Raw genomic sequence first — 15,933 nt, forward strand, 5'->3', positions numbered from 1 at the left:
TCATGCCTGGGCAACAAAAAGCAATAAAATCGTTTTGCCGATTTTACAATTACTTTACTAGGCAATAAAGCAAACTTACCCACCGCTCCAAATTCACCCTTAACAGATACACATTTAATCAAAGGGCATTTCTCTCCAAATCAATTACCATGAAACGATATATAATTTTTATCGGGGGCTTCGCCATGCTTTCCTCGTGCGTGGCCCAGCGGCAGCACAAACTCGAGCATGCGGCTCTTGACAGTGTAAAAAAGCTCAATGTTGCCGGAGCTATAACCGATAGTATTTACTCCTTAAAAAATAAGCTATGCAAAAAACAACTTCAAACTTTTTAAGTCTAAACACTCAAGACTTTATTAAAGGCTTAATCGTAACTGTAATCAGCGCGGTATTTACCCTGGTTGCAGAGTCTGTTCAACAAGGTCGGTTTTCATTTGATTTCACCACTATATGGCATACAGCGGTAGCCGCAGGCATAGCTTACCTGGGCAAAAATCTGTTTACTCCAGCAAAAAACATAATACCTATACAATAATGAAGATTAGTAAAAACGGTATTGCCCTCATCAAAAGCTTCGAGGGCCTGGTGCTACATGCTTATAAAGACATCGCTGGGATATGGACTATCGGGTATGGATCAACAAGATATCAGCATGGTGAAGTGATAAAACCGGGTGATAAACTCAATAACGAAGCACAAGCAAATTCACTATTGATGGATACACTTGGCCAGTATGAGGCTGCGGTAAATAGTTATGTGCTTGTGCCGCTTACCCAAAATCAATATGATGCTTTGGTGTCTTTCACTTATAATTTAGGCACAAACGCACTGTTACATTCTACTTTATTAAAAAAGCTGAATGAAAAAGATTATGCTACAGCTGCTAATTGGTTTGCTCCGTGGAATAAAATTACCGATCCAAAAACTGGTAAAAAGATATTAAACAACACATTAACAAAAAGACGCGCTAAAGAAAGCGCTTTATTCAAACAACCATGACAACTATTGAACATCGCGAAATTAAGGGCATTACCCTTAAAAATATCCTGGTGACTGTACTCAGCACAATCAGCATAGTTATGTCGGTGATGACAACCTATTTTCAATTGAAGAGTGATATCAAAGATGTCCGCTCAACCCAAGAAATCCAATCCCGTGTCAATGAAATAAGATTGAAGGTTTTAGAGGGCCAGGTGGCCATATTACAACAAGATGTAAACAAACTTAAAGACAATAAAAAACGATGAGCTTAAACACATTTTTAAAAAAGATCTGGAACCAGATTGAAATCCTTTTTGGTGGACTTCCGTCAGAAATTAAAACTGCATTACAAATCGGGATCACGATAACAGAGAATATCAAAAACTTTGTTGATTCTCCTATTGCGGATATTTTCACGTCTATTATTCCTGGAACTGTTGATAATACGATTAAAGATAAGCTCCGGGTATCTCTCCCTATTTTCTTAACCGAATTAAAACTGGTTGAAAGTTCCTTAAACCTAACACAACCAGATCTTATTGTAAAAGCAGCAACCTCGGTTATACAAACTATGGACAAAAACATCAAGCCAGGGATTCTCCATCAGCTATCTATACTGGTGGCACAACTTGCGGCTGATGGGAAACTAAGCTGGAGTGATGGTGTACTTTTATCGCAGTGGTATTATGAACATAAATTCAAAGCGATTGAAGAATAAAACCAATGTTAGTATTTTGAGGTGTGCCCAGGAGCGGATTCGAACCGCCACATCCTTACGAATGCCACCCCCTCAAGATGGTGCGTCTACCAATTTCGCCACCTGGGCTTTTTATTAAAAAATAGTAGCCTTAAATAATTACTTAAGGCTACTCAATCAAATCAGGCGTGCCCGAAGAGAGACTCGAACTCTCAAGAGACAATTCTCAACGGCTTCTGAGACCGCAACGTTTACCAATTTCGCCATCCGGGCTTATTGTTTTGATGCTTCAAGATTGCCATGAAGCGATTTTCGACATCAATTAATTAACAAGCGTGCAAATATAATCGTTTCAATCAAATTGCAATCTAAATAATATAAAAATTGATAACTAATTGTCATTTGCCTGTTTTTCAATTAATTTCGGATAAAACTGCATTCTTTATCCTATTCTATGAAAACAAGATATCACCTCATTACCAGCATTTTATTTCCTCTCCTATTGCTATCATCAATTACAAAATCCCAAAGCATTGTACTTTTACAGCAAGATAAACCTACAAGTATTAGAGGTTTATCTGTTGTAAATGACAAAACAGCATGGATCAGTGGTAGTAAAGGATACATCGCCATAACCAACGATGGAGGAAAAACATGGGATTGGGAACAAATAAAAGGTTATGAAAAATCCGAATTCCGGGATATTGAAGCTTTTTCAGATAAAGAAGCGATCATCATGAGCTCTGGTGCGCCATCATTAGTATTAAAAACTATCGACGGCGGTAAAAGCTGGCAGGAAAAATATCGAAAAACTGATACCACTTACTTTTTTGATGCCATGGATTTTGCAAATGAACGACATGGGTACATCCTTGGAGATCCCATTAAAGACAAGTTTTTGCTGATGGAAACTAAGGATGGCGGTGAAACGTGGGCCAATGTATCTAATCCTCCTATTGCTCTGCCGGGTGAAGCGGCTTTTGCAGCCAGTGGAACTTGTTTCAGGGTATATAACGGAAATTTATTTATTGTATCTGGAGGTAAAAACAGTAGGATAATCTCCACCACAAATAATGTTACTGAATATAATTATGTCAATCTTCCCATGATTCATTCAAAATCCAGTCAGGGAGCATTCTCTTTAGCAGCCGGAAAAAATAAGATCATCGTGGTTGGCGGTGATTATGAAAATGATAAAAGAACAGATTCAGTAGCCACTATTTTCACTACTCACCCGCCTATTTTCAACAATCCAACTCAGGTGCCTTCGGGTTTTCAGTCATGTGTGGAATATATTAAAGATGATATATTTCTTTCCACCGGTACTTCCGGAAGTAATATTACTACCGATGGCGGTCGTACCTGGAGGCAGATAGACAGCACGAGTTTTAATGTTTGTGGCAAAGCCAAACACGGAAAAATGATTTTACTTGCTGGAAATGGAGGCAAAATTGCAATTTTAAAAATGTAGTTTATTGGCAATGAATGCCTTAAAAAAGACTTGCAAATTAATTCAAAAAAAGACTTGCGCCATATATCAAATACTCCTATATTTGCACCACTTTAAACGGAAACGATAACACTATCGAAGAAGCTAAAAGAAAGATTCCGTAGCTCAGCTGGTAGAGCATAACACTTTTAATGTTGGGGTCCTGGGTTCGAATCCCAGCGGGATCACAAAAAGCCTCACAAATGTGAGGCTTTTTGCATTTAAGACATTTTTAAACCCGTTTTCTATACTTTTCCTCTGATTTGTATTTAAGCCTTCATAATATAGTTCACTATTACTCCAACAATTGCGGCTGACGAAAAACTGATCAAAGTACCTACCAAAATATATTCTGTTTTTTTTTGTTCTCGATCGTCTTTATCACCAAAACGAAGTATAGATTTAGCTGCCATTAAGAAACCTAATGCTGTATATTGATTACTGATAATAAACGTTAATATTAAAACCCGTTCACATCGCCCAATCCACATGCCAGCTTTGCTTAAACCACCGGCATTCATACCCGCCTCTTTTTGCCACTTTTCGGTTGCTTTACCTATAGCAATCCCTAACGGACCAATTACCAAATAATAAGATAATACCAACGTCCAAAAATGAGACGAGTTTAGGTATTTAATTACCCATGTCGTTATCAAATAACTGTTAAAATAAACAGCTATCCAAATCAGAAAGATAATAGCAAGGTGCAACAGTTGATCAAATAGAAAATAAATAAAACTATTGGGGCGATAGCTTTTCCAAATATCTATCGCCAAATGACTTACCATTACAATGAGTGGGATATACCATTTGCTCCAATCCCACAAAAACACATAGGTTATTAATGTTATCACCAATACATGATAATACATTTGAGGAGCTTTCTCCTTTTTACTTTCTTTTGCTTTTACCCAACTCTGAGGTTGAAACAAAAAATCACCTAGCAGATGCGCCATCAGTAACCGTAATAAAATGCCAAGTTCCATTATGTAAAATATTGCTTGTTTAGATCTCTATTGATATAACTAATACCTTTTTCAACTTCTTTCCACCTTGCCGCCCTTAAGCTCTTGGCGATAGCCGGCTGACTCATTTTTAGTTCTTTTGCTATTTTGTCCTGCGTACTATCCTCTATACTTAATAGCTGATATATGGTTTCTGCTTGATTTATCGTCCATCCCTGCACAATCATGTTAATATACATCAGTATCACCTGGTATGTATTGGTTTTAGCCTCATCAGAGGTAGTGACTCTGATGATCTCCTCTTTATCCATTTTATCAAAGTTTCTTCCTGAAAAATGAAACGCTTCCCCATCCGAGTCCAGAACATTTTTACCAAGATACGCTATTTCACCAATTCCAATTGAAAGTCTGGTACCCAAGCGGGAAGGACTATCTTTGTCAGAATTCATTCTAAACCAACATATCAACCGTATACATTTATCTAAAACCTCGCCTATATCATTCACTATAAATTGATAGCTATCCCCTCTGAATATTGCAGCATCCAGAGGCTGCTTAACCATTGATCTTAATAACTGCTCGGTATCGCTAACTAATTTACCTCGTTTTTGATCTGATAATCTGGTGAAATTTTTAATATCTCCGGTAACAACTCCATATATCTTCATAATATCCGTATTAACACATACTAAATTATAACTTATTTTATTTATATCAAAATAAAATAACCAATTAAAGTTATATTTATACTATATAACCAATTATAGTTATAATTATTAATTATAACCTTTTTCTTAAAACAATCTATCCATAAAACCACGCTTGACTGCTTTACACATATTAATAACTTTGTGATATGTCAGCTTCTCAGAACATTAAAGTAGCCGTTGATGCGGTTGTATTCGGATATACCTCAAAAAGAAAGCCTACCGTGCCGCAGATGCTCACCGAGGGAAACATCAGTGATGAGCACCACGAGTTGTTCGATTTTATAATTAATAAATACCTAAAACACTAAGCCATGAAACGCGAAAATCTGATTCTTTTGGCTGACGCATATAAATACGCCCACCATAAATTTTACTACCCCGGCACCACCCAAATATACAGCTACCTGGAAAGCCGTGGCGGATTGTTTGATGAAACCATATTTTTTGGTTTACAATATTTTTTAAAAGAATACATACAAGGACAAGCATTTACCCAGCAAGATATTGACGAGGCCGACGGCTTTTTACAACAGGTATTTGGCAGGGACGATGTGTTTAACCGTGCCAAATTCCAATATATTTTGGATAAATATAACGGCCATCTGCCTATCAAAATAAAAGCAATTGCCGAAGGTACCGCTGTGCCAACTGGCAATGTGCTCATGACCATTGAAAACACTGATCCGGAATGTTATTGGCTCACCAACTTTTTAGAAACCCTGCTGATGCAGGTGTGGTACCCATGCACCGTGGCTACGCTTAGTAACCAGATCAGAAAAGTGATCACGCAATACTTCCAGGAAACCGCTACCGACGGAGCCGAAGCTGGGATTGATTTTGTACTGAACGATTTTGGTTTCCGCGGTGTAAGCAGCGTGGAAAGTGCCAAACTAGGCGGAGCCGCACATCTCATCAACTTCAGCGGCAGCGATAATCTGGCTGGTAGCAGCATGGCTATTACTTATTACGATGCCCAGAAAGTTTATGGTTTAAGCATTCCAGCAACCGAGCATAGCATTTGTACCCTGCTGGGCAAAGAGGGTGAGCTGGAGGTTTTCCGGCATGTATTGAAAAGCTTCCCTACCGGCACCATCGCCTGCGTGTCTGACAGCTATAACATATTCAGGGCATGCGAAGAGTACTGGGGTACCGAACTGCGCGATGAGATCCTGAACCGTAAAGGTACCCTGGTTATCCGCCCGGATAGCGGCGACCCAATCAGGACCTTACTGGAGATATTTGAGATACTTTTCAGCAAGTTTGGGTACACCGTTAATGCCAAAGGCTACAAAGTTTTACCGCCACAACTACGGGTAATACAAGGTGATGGCGTTAATTATAACGAGATCAAAAATATCTACAAAACACTAAAAGAAAACAGCATCAGCGCCGAAAACCTGGTGCTGGGTATGGGTGGGGCCTTACTCCAAAAAGTGGATCGCGATACTCAAAAATTCGCGCTTAAATGCAGCAGTGCCGTGATCAATGGCCGGGAAGTGGCTGTTGAAAAAAGCCCTACCGAGATGGACGCGCAAGGTAACATTACCGAAAGTTTCAAAAAAAGCAAAGCCGGTCGTTTGAAACTGGTAAAAATAAACGGCATCTTTAAAACTGTCAAAGAACAAGACTATACAGAACTAAGCGATCATTTACAAATCGTTTTTGAAAACGGTCAGTTAACAAATATCATCAGTTTTGAACAGGTAAGGGCAAACGCCAATTAATATCAATATGAAGAAGTTACTATTTAATATAACCGACTATGAATACCTGGCCGAAAGAGTATTAGCTTCCGGCCTGTTTGAAAAAGGCGAACTGGAAGTAAGCCACTTTACCGACGGTGAGCGTTACCAGCGTATCACCTGCAATATTGAGGACCGGGATGTCGTGCTATTAGGCGGTACCGTATCGGACCAGGCTACGTTGGAATTGTATGATCTGGCTTCCTCACTGGTAAGCTACGGTGCCAACTCACTCACCCTCGTTATACCCTACTTCGGTTACTCTACCATGGAGCGCGCGGTGTTAAGCGGCGAAATTGTGACTGCAAAAACTCGTGCCCGCCTATTATCCTGCATCCCCCGCTCTAACCGCGGTAATAAGGTTTTATTGTTTGATCTTCACTCCGAAGGTATCCAATATTATTTTGAACATGGCCTGTACCCCGTGCATGTTTACTGCAAAGATATTGTGATAGCCGCCGCCCGCGAATACGGCAGCAACAATTTTGTTATGGCCAGCACCGATGCCGGCAGGGCAAAATGGGTTGAATCCCTGGCTAATGACATGGGCGTAAACGCAGCTTTTATCTTGAAACGCCGCCTCAAAGGCGACCATACCGAAGTAAGCGCCATCAACGCCGATGTATCCGGTAAAACAGTAATTATTTACGATGACATGATCCGTTCTGGTGGTAGCATTATTAATGCGGCGCAAACCTACAAGAATGCAGGTGCGGGCGATATCTACGTGATTACCACACACGGACTTTTTGTAAACGACGGTATCAATAAGTTAAAGAACTCCGGATTGATCAAAAAACTCATTTGTACAGATTCGCACGTAAATACTCAGTATATAGCAGATGATTTTACGGAGATACGGAGTTTAGCAGGATTGATCAGTCAAAATATCGGCTAATCTATTCAAACCGGTTTATCAGTGCTTTTCATCGTAACAATTCCGTAGTTTTAGTTATCCAATTATTGTATAGTACCAGTTTTGCCCTGCTTTGTCGCAAAGCGCCCCTTTAATTGTCGGATATGCCCATTTAGCAATTAGCGTGGCAGCTGTACATTTGGATATAAAATTTACAACGATGAAAAGCACAATCAATAATAAACTTACCCACATCCCACTAATCATTATGGCCATGATAACAGCCGGCAGTGCGACACAAGCCCAAACAATAGCACAAGGTAAATATGCCAACGTGAACGGCATAAAAATGTATTATGAAATTCATGGTACAGGTAAACCATTGGTATTGATACATGGTGGCGGCTCAACCCTCAGCACTTCGTTTGCCCGCATTATACCCATACTGTCTAAAACCCACCAGGTAATTGCCGTTGAACTGCAGGCTCATGGCCATACCAGCGACCGCGACGCCCCCGAAACTTTTACCCAGGATGCTGATGATGTTGCCGAACTGTTACGTCAACTTAACATTACCAAAACCGACGTATTAGGCTTTAGCAATGGTGGCCAAACAACGCTTGAATTGGCCCTGAGGCATCCTAAACTGGTTGACAGGCTCATTATAGCCTCAGCTTTTTATAGCCGCGATGGTGTACCTACAGGCTTTTGGGAAGGCTTCAAAAACCCTAAATTCAGCGATATGCCAAAGATTTACAAGGACGAGTACCTGAAAATAAATGATCAGGCTGCCCTTATGAATATGTTTAATAAAGACGTTCAACGCATGAGCGTATTTAAAGGCTGGACCAAAGAACAAATCGCTTCTATACACGCTCCTACCCTGGTGGTCATTGGCGATCATGACCTGCCTACTCCCGAACATGCCGCCGAAATGTCGCGCTTATTGCCTCATGGTCAGTTGGCGATATTGCCGGGTCACCATGGTGAGTATTTTGGCGAGGCCTATTTTCCGAATGCCAGTAGCAAGAAGGTTGAAAGTTTCAGTCTGATTGTTGAGGACTTTCTCACAGCATCCAATTAAAAAAACACCTATTAAAAATATCGTATACCGAACAAGGAATACTGAATAATGAAGTAAAATTTCGATGTTCGATATTCAAAATCCTGCATTCAATAGTAAAATAAATTATAAGAACATGTCATTTCAAGCATACCTTACCACCATCAAAGCTAAAACCGGCAAAGACGCCGCAGACTTTAGAAAATTAGCCGAAGAAAAGGGCTTTACCAAAAAAGGCGAACTTATAGTAAAGGCCGGCGATATTACCAACTGGCTTAAGACCGATTTTGAACTGGGTCACGGTCACGCTATGGCTATTTACGCTTTGCTTAAAGGCATCAAGAACGAAAGCAGCCAGTAAAACGGCTACCATTATAATTCAAAAAATCCTACCACCATGCCCGTGTTTTTCGCGGGCTTTTTTTGTGTGAATACTTTTTAAACCTTTAATTTTAACACTTTTCAGGTCGAAAATGGGCTAAAAATTGGTCAAAAACTGTCGAAAACTCACTCAAAACCATCGATTTTAACACTTTTTAACAAATTTTTTGCATGTTTTGAAAAGTTTAAAAAGTATTAAATATCTGATTATCAAATAACTAAATACCAAACGGTCGGTTTTGGGGTCTTATTTCCCTTAACCAAACAGCCCGGTTTTCTCTTTTTTGAGAGAAAAAACCGGGCTTTGACATGTATATAAAGATACCGAAAATTGGGGAGATTAACAAGAACTTTTCTCCAGGCCTCCTTCCCCGCGCGTCATTGCGAACGCAGTGTGGCAATCCCCGACTTACAGAGCAGCCCTGCTTATCGGAGATTGCTTCGTGCCTCGCAATGACGTGTTTTAGATGCAAAGCGATGCCTCTCCGCAGGTGAAGAGAGGGTGGTCGAGCGAAGCGATGACCGGGTCGATTCTTCTGCAATAAAGCCCCTCTCCTTTGGAGAGGGCCGGGGTGAGGTCCCCATTTTTCCACATCCGTTGTAGCAACCGTTGGGTTTGTCTAACTTTCGCCCCTCAAATTAATTTTGAGACCTCCTGTACATGAAAGTTATCATTGCCGAAAAACCATCCGTAGCCCGCGAAATTGCCAAAGTATTTGGCGCTACCACCAAAAAGGATGGGTATATGGAAGGCAAGGGATATACTTTTACCTGGGCCTTCGGTCATCTTTTGCAATTGGCGCCTCCGCAGGAATATGGTTTTTACGGCTGGAGTGTTCAAAACCTGCCCATGCTGCCGCCTAAGTTTAAGCTGAGCATCCGCAAGGTTAAAACCAAGGATGGCATAGTGGACGACCCCTCTGTTAAAAAACAGCTGAACACTATCAAGGCCCTGTTTGATGAAGCTACCGAGATCATTGTAGCTACGGATGCTGGGCGCGAAGGCGAACTCATCTTCCGCTATATTTATTATTACCTCAAATGCAAAAAGCCCTTTAAAAGGCTCTGGATATCGTCACAAACCGATGAGGCTATTAAAGAAGGTTTCCGCAACCTGAAACCCGGCAGCGATTACGATACGCTGTTCAACTCGGCGCATTGCCGCTCCCAGTCGGATTGGCTGGTGGGCATGAACGCCACGCAGGCGCTCAGTATTTCGGCAGGTACCCGGGCAGTGCTTTCACTGGGCAGGGTGCAAACCCCTACCCTGGCCATGATCTGTTCACGCTATCTCGAAAACAAGAACTTTGTGCCGCAGCTGTATTACCAGGTCAGTATCCAGGTAGATAAGGACGGACAGGTTTTCAGGGCCATATCCACCGAAAGCTTTAAAACCACCGAAGAAGCGCAGGCTGTGGTAGATAAGGTGGAGGATGTGCCATCGGGCTTTCCTAATGGCGGGCATATCCTAAGTGTAGAGGCCAAACCCCGCAAGGAACCGCCGCCGTTACTGCATGATTTGAGCAGTTTACAGCAAGAAGCCAACAAACGCAAAGGCTTTACGGCCGACCAAACCCTTGGCTTGCTGCAAACCCTGTATGAGGGCAAATTGGTCACCTACCCGCGTACCGGCAGCCGCTATATTGGCGACGATGTATTTGCCACTGTACCCGCATTGGTAGAAAAATTTTATGAGCACCCGGAGTTTGGCAAACAGGCCGCCTTTCTGGCTACGGTAAAGCTTAACAAACGCAGCGTGAATGCCAAAAAGGTGACGGATCACCACGCTATACTACCCACCGGCGAAAAACCCTATCAGCTATCGGGCGATCTGCAGGCCATTTACGACCTTGTGGCCGCACGTATGCTGGAGGCCTTTCACCAGGAATGTATCAAGGAGATCACCAAGATCACCGTACAATCGGGTTCACTGTTTACCGCCAGCGGAACAGTGATCAGCTCGGCCGGATGGCGTTCGGTACTGAACGACCCCGACGAGGAAAAGAAGGACGAAGAAAACGCGAGCCTGCCCAAAGTGCAGCAAGACGAACGCCTGCCCATACCCGAAAAGACCCTGCTCGAAAAACAAACCAAACCCAAGCCACTATATAACGAAGCCTCGCTGTTAAAAACGCTGGAAACCGCCGGTAAAGAAATTGAGGATGAAGAACTGAGATACGCCATGAAAGATAGTGGTCTGGGTACGCCCGCAACCCGTGCATCCATCATTGAAACGTTGATTAAACGGGATTACATCATCCGCGAAAAAAAGAACCTGGTGCCCACCCCAACCGGACTCAGTGTATACCACGTAGTAAAAGATCAGAAAATAGCCCAGGCAGAACTGACCGGTAATTGGGAAAAACGCCTGGAAGAGATCCGCTCGGGTGCTTCTGTTGACGATTTTCAGCAGGAGATCAAAACCTATACCCGCAACATTACCCAGGAACTGCTGGTAGCAGGTAAAAGCCTGATGGCGCAACGCAAGGAGACCTCACCACAGCCCTCTCCAAAGGAGAGGGCGTAAAAAATCCTTGTTCTCGTTGTCATCCTGAGCATAGCGAAGGATTCATTATTGAATATACAAATAGCAGAACAGATGCTTCACTCCGTTCAGCATGACAAAACTTGTTTTTACAAGGAACGTTCCCTCCCCACGGGGCTACTGTGTGGACACATCTTTTTTTGATTAAAAGCCCTCATTATAGCTAAATCAAACAAAAAGAGATGTCATTTCGAACCAAGGGAGAAATCTTCTGCGACTTTTGATACGAACTTTGCATATCAACACGTTCAGCGCAGAAGATTTCTCCTCACTCCAGACACGAGCCCATGCTTGTTCGTTCGAAATGACATTTTTCAAAAAGATGTGTCCCTCCGTAACCTTGCGCTCGTTTGTAACCTCAGGTGTTGGGAAGATTAGTTTTAGGCTACAGCCAGGAAATTCAGCTATTATCCGTCCCATAAATGGGACAGCAATGAATAAAAAACAGCTGCTTCATCTTTCGTTGCCGTTAGTTTTAACCAACGGGCTACAAAACAAAAGTTATTGGCTTCAGCCAAACTCCTTTTTGGGTCTTTGTTTTCATCTTCCCAACACCTGCGGTTTGTAACGAGTGCTTCATATAGGTTTGCGTTTAAAACGCACGGGCGATGCAATCGCCGCTCCACGATAAGCACTCGTTGCAAACGAGCCAAGTAGATTTTTAAGTCTGATTTAAAACCAACTACCCTTAATTTTGATTTCCTTTGTTTAAGCACATTAATGATATAAGCTATATGATATCCTATTATAAACCCATTCGTATTATCCTTATCCTGTTTTTGCTGCTAATCTGCGGTAAAACCTCATTTGCTCAAACCGACAGTGTTACCGTTAATAACGACAAAACTGTGGTATTAACATCCAAGTTTTTAGGAGAAAAACGAACCATCTGGATACACCTGCCATCAGATTATAGCACTACATCAACCACCTATCCGGTGCTGTACCTACTTGATGGGGGCAATCATTTCAAATACGTTTCGGAAGCAGTTGAATATTTAGCGGGTTATGATCGCAACCGGATGCCTCAAATGATTGTGGTGGCTATTTTAAATGTAGATCGAACCCGAGATTTTACCCCCATACATTCTCTTCTTTTCGATGGAAAAGTGGATACCACCAAAATGGGCAAAACAGGCGGCGGGCCTAAATTTTTGCAATTCATTAAAAATGAACTGGTGCCTTATGTCGATAAAAATTACCGCACCGAACCCTACCGTATCCTTTCGGCACATTCTTTAGGAGGCATATTTGCCCTTTATGTCAAGGAGGCTGCTCCCGATCTTTTCCAGGCCAATATCCTGATAAGCCCGGCAATTTATGGGGGCAATACAAAAATCCTGACCGATTTTGCACCGTTCCTGCAAAGTCACCAGCAACTGAGAGGAAAAAACTTTATTTCGATAGGAAACGAGAACAGACAAAAGGTGGATTCGCTAATGCTGGTATTAAAAACCACTGCTCCAACCTCCTTTACCTGGAAATTTGAACAATATCCGGATGAAAATCATTTTTCGGTTACTTATAAAAGCGTTTATGACGGGTTGAGGTTTATTTACAGCAACTGGTTTATTGACTATTATAGCCAAATTAAAATGTCCATGACGGATATAAATGCTCATTTCAGCAAACTATCTGATGAGTTTGGTTATACGATAAACCCGAGCGAAGATCTCCTGAACAATTGTGGCTATCAGCAATTGAACTTAAAAAACATGGATGAGGCTATCGGGATATTTAAAGAAAATGTACAGAAACACCCAACATCCTCAAACGCTTATGATAGCCTGGGCGAAGCCTACATGAGAAATGGCAATAAAGTATTAGCCATCAAAAATTACAAAAGATCAATTGAGCTGAATCCTGGCAACACTAGCGGAAAAGAGACTTTAAAGAAATTAGAAAGTAATATGAATTGAGTAAAGTAGGTTCTAAAAGTATATTTTTGATATACAACCACTACCTATGAGCACCAACGCCACCCATTTTAAAAAGATCGATAGTAACGATGTAAGGTTTGCTTTACTGACCATGTTTTTGGTGTTGTTTACGCACGCTATTGCCTTTCTTTTGCATGAATATTCCCACTCGTTCCTGGCCTGGATCTTAGGGTTTAAGGCTAACCCTTTGGCTTTAGATTATGGCCCGCCAACCTTTAAAAACATTATACTATTGGGTGATGTAGAGGAAAATGTAGATTATCAAAAAATAATAGCCAGCGGCTATGGAATATGGGGTGGCATTATCGCCCTTGCGGGCGCCGGGGTTGGTAATGGCTTGTTATACTTTTTGTGTTACGGGCTAACTAAACTCAAACGGGTAAAAGCCAGCCGGGGAGCCATCACATTCCTGTATTGGCTATCCTTAATGGGAGCTGCCAATTTGCTGAGCTACGCCCCACTCCGCGTAATAACCGACCATGGCGATATGGCTATAGCAGCGCGGTGCTTTGGCATATCTACCTGGTTGCTTTTACCCTTTGTAACCGCCGGTACTTTTTATGTGATGTATCATTTCTTTTTTAAAATGTTCCCGCTCAATTATCGGCAGGTTGCGGCTAATTCCAGTTTAAAACTGGTGTTTATTATCGCCATGACCTCCTACTGGTATTTCGGTTTTTTCGGCAGCGACGGCACCACTTTTATTCCTATTATATCCAAATACTTTTTCATTCCGTTTTCGGCCATGTTCCTGGCATCCAGGTATCTTAAGTTGACTAAAAAGCTGAATGAAGAACAAGTATGATGATGAATTAATATCGAATAATGAATTTTGAATATCCAACACCGAATCCTCCCATTCATCATTCGATATTGGACATTCAATGTTCAATATTAAATCTGTTTCAGTGTGATTTATGGTGACAGATTTTGACCACTAAGAGTCTCTCGCAGAGGATCCTTAGTTATAAACTGGCTCAATGGCAACCTCAGGGCCCCTTTCAGGTTTAGGTTAACCCATAAAATCTAAATGCGCACCGAATAAGGCTTAATAAGTAAGTTTATGATTAGGAGACTCCGCTAGAGTCCACTATTTCTTCAGATTTTACCTATAAACACGTGGCCCCGCTGGGGCCGATAATGTTTTATAGTGTAAACAGTATGCCTGACGTGCTATTCGGCCCCAGCGGGGCCACGTGTTTATAGTCCTAAAGTGCACATCAATAGGCTCCGTAGGTGCCTCCTATTGGAATTTTAGGTTAGCGAATTTTGTGGGTTAACTTTAACTTGCAAAGGACCCTGAGGGGACAGGAATATCCAACATCGAATTTTCCCATTCAATATTGAATATTCAGTGTTCTATATCAAATCTTTTGCAGTAGAATCATTTACTTAGGCGCTCTTGCAAGTAAATACCCGCCTATCATACCAAACAAAATATTGGGTATCAGTACAGCAAAAATAGGTGGCACACCTCCGTTAACCGAGAAAACGATAGCGAACCGCTCTACAATTACATAAGTAAAACACAATATAATACCTAATCCTAAAGGTAAACCCACCCCTCCGCGTACCCTGCGGGATGACAGGGCCACGCCCAGCACGGTTAACACATAAGCCGATAAGGGATAAATAAAACGGTGAAATTTTTCGTAGTACAATTTATTGAGCACCTCGGGCCGACGCAATTTTTCTGTGGTGATGTTTTTATTGAGATCGCTTAATGACATGGCCGAGTATTCGTTGTCATAAGCAATAAAGTCGGTTGGGCGCATATCTAAAACCGTATCTTTTTTAACACCGCTGCTGACAAACTTTTCACGAAGGCCGTTAACGTACTTTACGGTATAGTTTTTTAATGACCATACCCGCTTTAACGAATCATAGGTTACTTGCTTGGCAATAAGCTTTTCACGAAGGGTATCATCATCAAACTTCTCCATAATAAATTGATAACCTGTGCGCACAGAAGGGTTGTACTGATCAAGGTAAACATAGGTGTGTTTATCAATCTGCATGTGCACCCGGCTTTTGTTTGGGTCGTTATCTCCAATACCGTTGGCATTTTCAAACCTGTTTTTCAAATGATTGGTATAAGGTATGAGGTATACATTGGCAAAAAATGACACGATGAATATGAGGGTTGCCGCTATAAAATAGGGGCGCAGGAAACGGTTAAAGCTTGCTTTTCCGCTCAGGATGGGCACAATCTCTGTTTGATTGGCCATTTTAGCGGTAAAAAATATCACCGCCAGAAAGTTAATGAGCGGCGAAAGCAGGTTGAGGTAGTAAGGAACAAACCCGGCATAATATCCAAATACAATATCATGGAGTTTGGCATGATGACTGGTAAAGTTTTCTAATTTCTCCGATATATCAAACACCACCGATATCACCATGAAAATAGCCATGGTGAATACAAATGTACCCAGGTATTTTTTGATGATGAACCGGTCGATAATCTTCAGGTGCCGGTGTATGAAAGCCCTCATCGGTAAATCATCATTTTTTAATGTTTAATTTAGGTTAGCAACGCTAAATCGCGGTTATTTATTTTTTATGTC

Annotated in this window: 17 protein-coding genes and 3 tRNA genes; 15 read left to right on the forward strand and 5 right to left on the reverse strand. The window is 41.6% G+C overall.

What is annotated here, in order from left to right; genetic code table 11:
• The first annotated feature begins 149 nt into the window (after positions 1 to 149).
• Genes BW976_RS29015 through BW976_RS08175 form a run of 5 tightly spaced genes read left to right on the forward strand, consistent with a single transcriptional unit; the run spans position 150 to position 1,699 of the window.
• Positions 150 to 335, forward strand: coding sequence for a hypothetical protein (locus BW976_RS29015; RefSeq protein ID WP_139332249.1), 186 nt, complete (start codon positions 150 to 152; stop codon positions 333 to 335).
• Positions 308 to 535 carry a hypothetical protein gene (locus tag BW976_RS08160; RefSeq protein WP_076372290.1) on the forward strand — a complete coding sequence of 76 codons (228 nt, stop codon included), beginning with the start codon at positions 308 to 310 and terminating at the stop codon, positions 533 to 535. The genes BW976_RS29015 and BW976_RS08160 overlap by 28 nt, the downstream gene beginning before the upstream one ends.
• Complete coding sequence (locus BW976_RS08165) at positions 535 to 999, forward strand: lysozyme (protein WP_076372292.1); 465 nt, start codon at positions 535 to 537, stop codon at positions 997 to 999. Before BW976_RS08160 ends, BW976_RS08165 begins: the two co-directional genes overlap by 1 nt.
• On the forward strand, positions 996 to 1,247 hold the full coding sequence (locus BW976_RS08170) for a hypothetical protein (protein ID WP_076372294.1): 252 nt from the start codon (positions 996 to 998) through the stop codon (positions 1,245 to 1,247). Before BW976_RS08165 ends, BW976_RS08170 begins: the two co-directional genes overlap by 4 nt.
• Positions 1,244 to 1,699, forward strand: coding sequence for a hypothetical protein (locus BW976_RS08175; protein WP_076372296.1), 456 nt, complete (start codon positions 1,244 to 1,246; stop codon positions 1,697 to 1,699). Before BW976_RS08170 ends, BW976_RS08175 begins: the two co-directional genes overlap by 4 nt.
• A gap of 24 nt (positions 1,700 to 1,723) precedes the next feature.
• On the opposite strand, the gene BW976_RS08180 is transcribed toward BW976_RS08175, so the two are convergent.
• Both BW976_RS08180 and BW976_RS08185 read right to left on the reverse strand, forming a co-directional pair.
• Positions 1,724 to 1,807 (reverse strand) — tRNA-Leu (locus BW976_RS08180).
• A 60-nt stretch (positions 1,808 to 1,867) separates the two neighbouring features.
• Positions 1,868 to 1,951 (reverse strand) — tRNA-Leu (locus BW976_RS08185).
• 181 nt (positions 1,952 to 2,132) lie between these two features.
• Between BW976_RS08185 and BW976_RS08190 the strand changes: the two genes are divergently transcribed.
• On the forward strand, positions 2,133 to 3,149 hold the full coding sequence (locus BW976_RS08190; protein ID WP_076372298.1) for a WD40/YVTN/BNR-like repeat-containing protein: 1,017 nt from the start codon (positions 2,133 to 2,135) through the stop codon (positions 3,147 to 3,149).
• Between the two features lie 133 nt (positions 3,150 to 3,282).
• Positions 3,283 to 3,355: transfer RNA gene (locus BW976_RS08195), tRNA-Lys, on the forward strand.
• 81 nt (positions 3,356 to 3,436) lie between these two features.
• Here the strand turns inward: BW976_RS08195 and BW976_RS08200 are convergent.
• Positions 3,437 to 4,153 (reverse strand): DUF3307 domain-containing protein, encoded by a 717-nt coding sequence (locus tag BW976_RS08200; RefSeq protein ID WP_076372300.1) that lies wholly within the window; start codon positions 4,151 to 4,153, stop codon positions 3,437 to 3,439.
• Positions 4,153 to 4,800, reverse strand: a complete 648-nt coding sequence (locus tag BW976_RS08205; RefSeq protein WP_076372302.1) for a hypothetical protein — start codon at positions 4,798 to 4,800, stop codon at positions 4,153 to 4,155. The genes BW976_RS08200 and BW976_RS08205 overlap by 1 nt, the downstream gene beginning before the upstream one ends.
• 188 nt (positions 4,801 to 4,988) lie before the next feature.
• On the opposite strand from BW976_RS08205, the gene BW976_RS29310 reads away from it, so the two are divergent.
• The 8 genes from BW976_RS29310 to BW976_RS08250 all read left to right on the forward strand — a co-directional run bounded on the left by BW976_RS29310 (position 4,989) and on the right by BW976_RS08250 (position 14,174).
• On the forward strand, positions 4,989 to 5,150 hold the full coding sequence (locus BW976_RS29310) for a hypothetical protein (RefSeq protein WP_175614075.1): 162 nt from the start codon (positions 4,989 to 4,991) through the stop codon (positions 5,148 to 5,150).
• 3 nt (positions 5,151 to 5,153) lie between these two features.
• Positions 5,154 to 6,566, forward strand: coding sequence for a nicotinate phosphoribosyltransferase (locus BW976_RS08210; protein WP_076372304.1), 1,413 nt, complete (start codon positions 5,154 to 5,156; stop codon positions 6,564 to 6,566).
• 7 nt (positions 6,567 to 6,573) lie between these two features.
• Positions 6,574 to 7,482 carry a ribose-phosphate diphosphokinase gene (locus BW976_RS08215; protein WP_076372306.1) on the forward strand — a complete coding sequence of 303 codons (909 nt, stop codon included), beginning with the start codon at positions 6,574 to 6,576 and terminating at the stop codon, positions 7,480 to 7,482.
• Between the two features lie 178 nt (positions 7,483 to 7,660).
• Positions 7,661 to 8,524 carry an alpha/beta fold hydrolase gene (locus tag BW976_RS08220; protein ID WP_084192119.1) on the forward strand — a complete coding sequence of 288 codons (864 nt, stop codon included), beginning with the start codon at positions 7,661 to 7,663 and terminating at the stop codon, positions 8,522 to 8,524.
• Positions 8,525 to 8,639: 115 nt separating this feature from the next.
• Complete coding sequence (locus tag BW976_RS08225; RefSeq protein WP_076372308.1) at positions 8,640 to 8,864, forward strand: DUF4287 domain-containing protein; 225 nt, start codon at positions 8,640 to 8,642, stop codon at positions 8,862 to 8,864.
• A 681-nt stretch (positions 8,865 to 9,545) separates the two neighbouring features.
• The gene (gene topB / locus BW976_RS08230; RefSeq protein WP_076372310.1) at positions 9,546 to 11,411 is read left to right on the forward strand and encodes a DNA topoisomerase III; all 1,866 of its coding nucleotides are present in this window, start codon (positions 9,546 to 9,548) and stop codon (positions 11,409 to 11,411) included.
• A gap of 752 nt (positions 11,412 to 12,163) precedes the next feature.
• On the forward strand, positions 12,164 to 13,348 hold the full coding sequence (locus BW976_RS08245) for an alpha/beta hydrolase-fold protein (protein WP_076372804.1): 1,185 nt from the start codon (positions 12,164 to 12,166) through the stop codon (positions 13,346 to 13,348).
• A gap of 46 nt (positions 13,349 to 13,394) precedes the next feature.
• The gene (locus tag BW976_RS08250; protein WP_076372316.1) at positions 13,395 to 14,174 is read left to right on the forward strand and encodes a hypothetical protein; all 780 of its coding nucleotides are present in this window, start codon (positions 13,395 to 13,397) and stop codon (positions 14,172 to 14,174) included.
• A 583-nt stretch (positions 14,175 to 14,757) separates the two neighbouring features.
• Here the strand turns inward: BW976_RS08250 and BW976_RS08255 are convergent.
• Positions 14,758 to 15,861, reverse strand: coding sequence for an LptF/LptG family permease (locus tag BW976_RS08255; protein ID WP_175614076.1), 1,104 nt, complete (start codon positions 15,859 to 15,861; stop codon positions 14,758 to 14,760).
• Positions 15,862 to 15,933: the final 72 nt, after the last annotated feature.

Origin of the sequence: Mucilaginibacter lappiensis, assembly GCF_900155965.1 — a bacterium.
In the GTDB taxonomy this organism is placed as follows: Bacteria; Bacteroidota; Bacteroidia; order Sphingobacteriales; family Sphingobacteriaceae; genus Mucilaginibacter; species Mucilaginibacter lappiensis.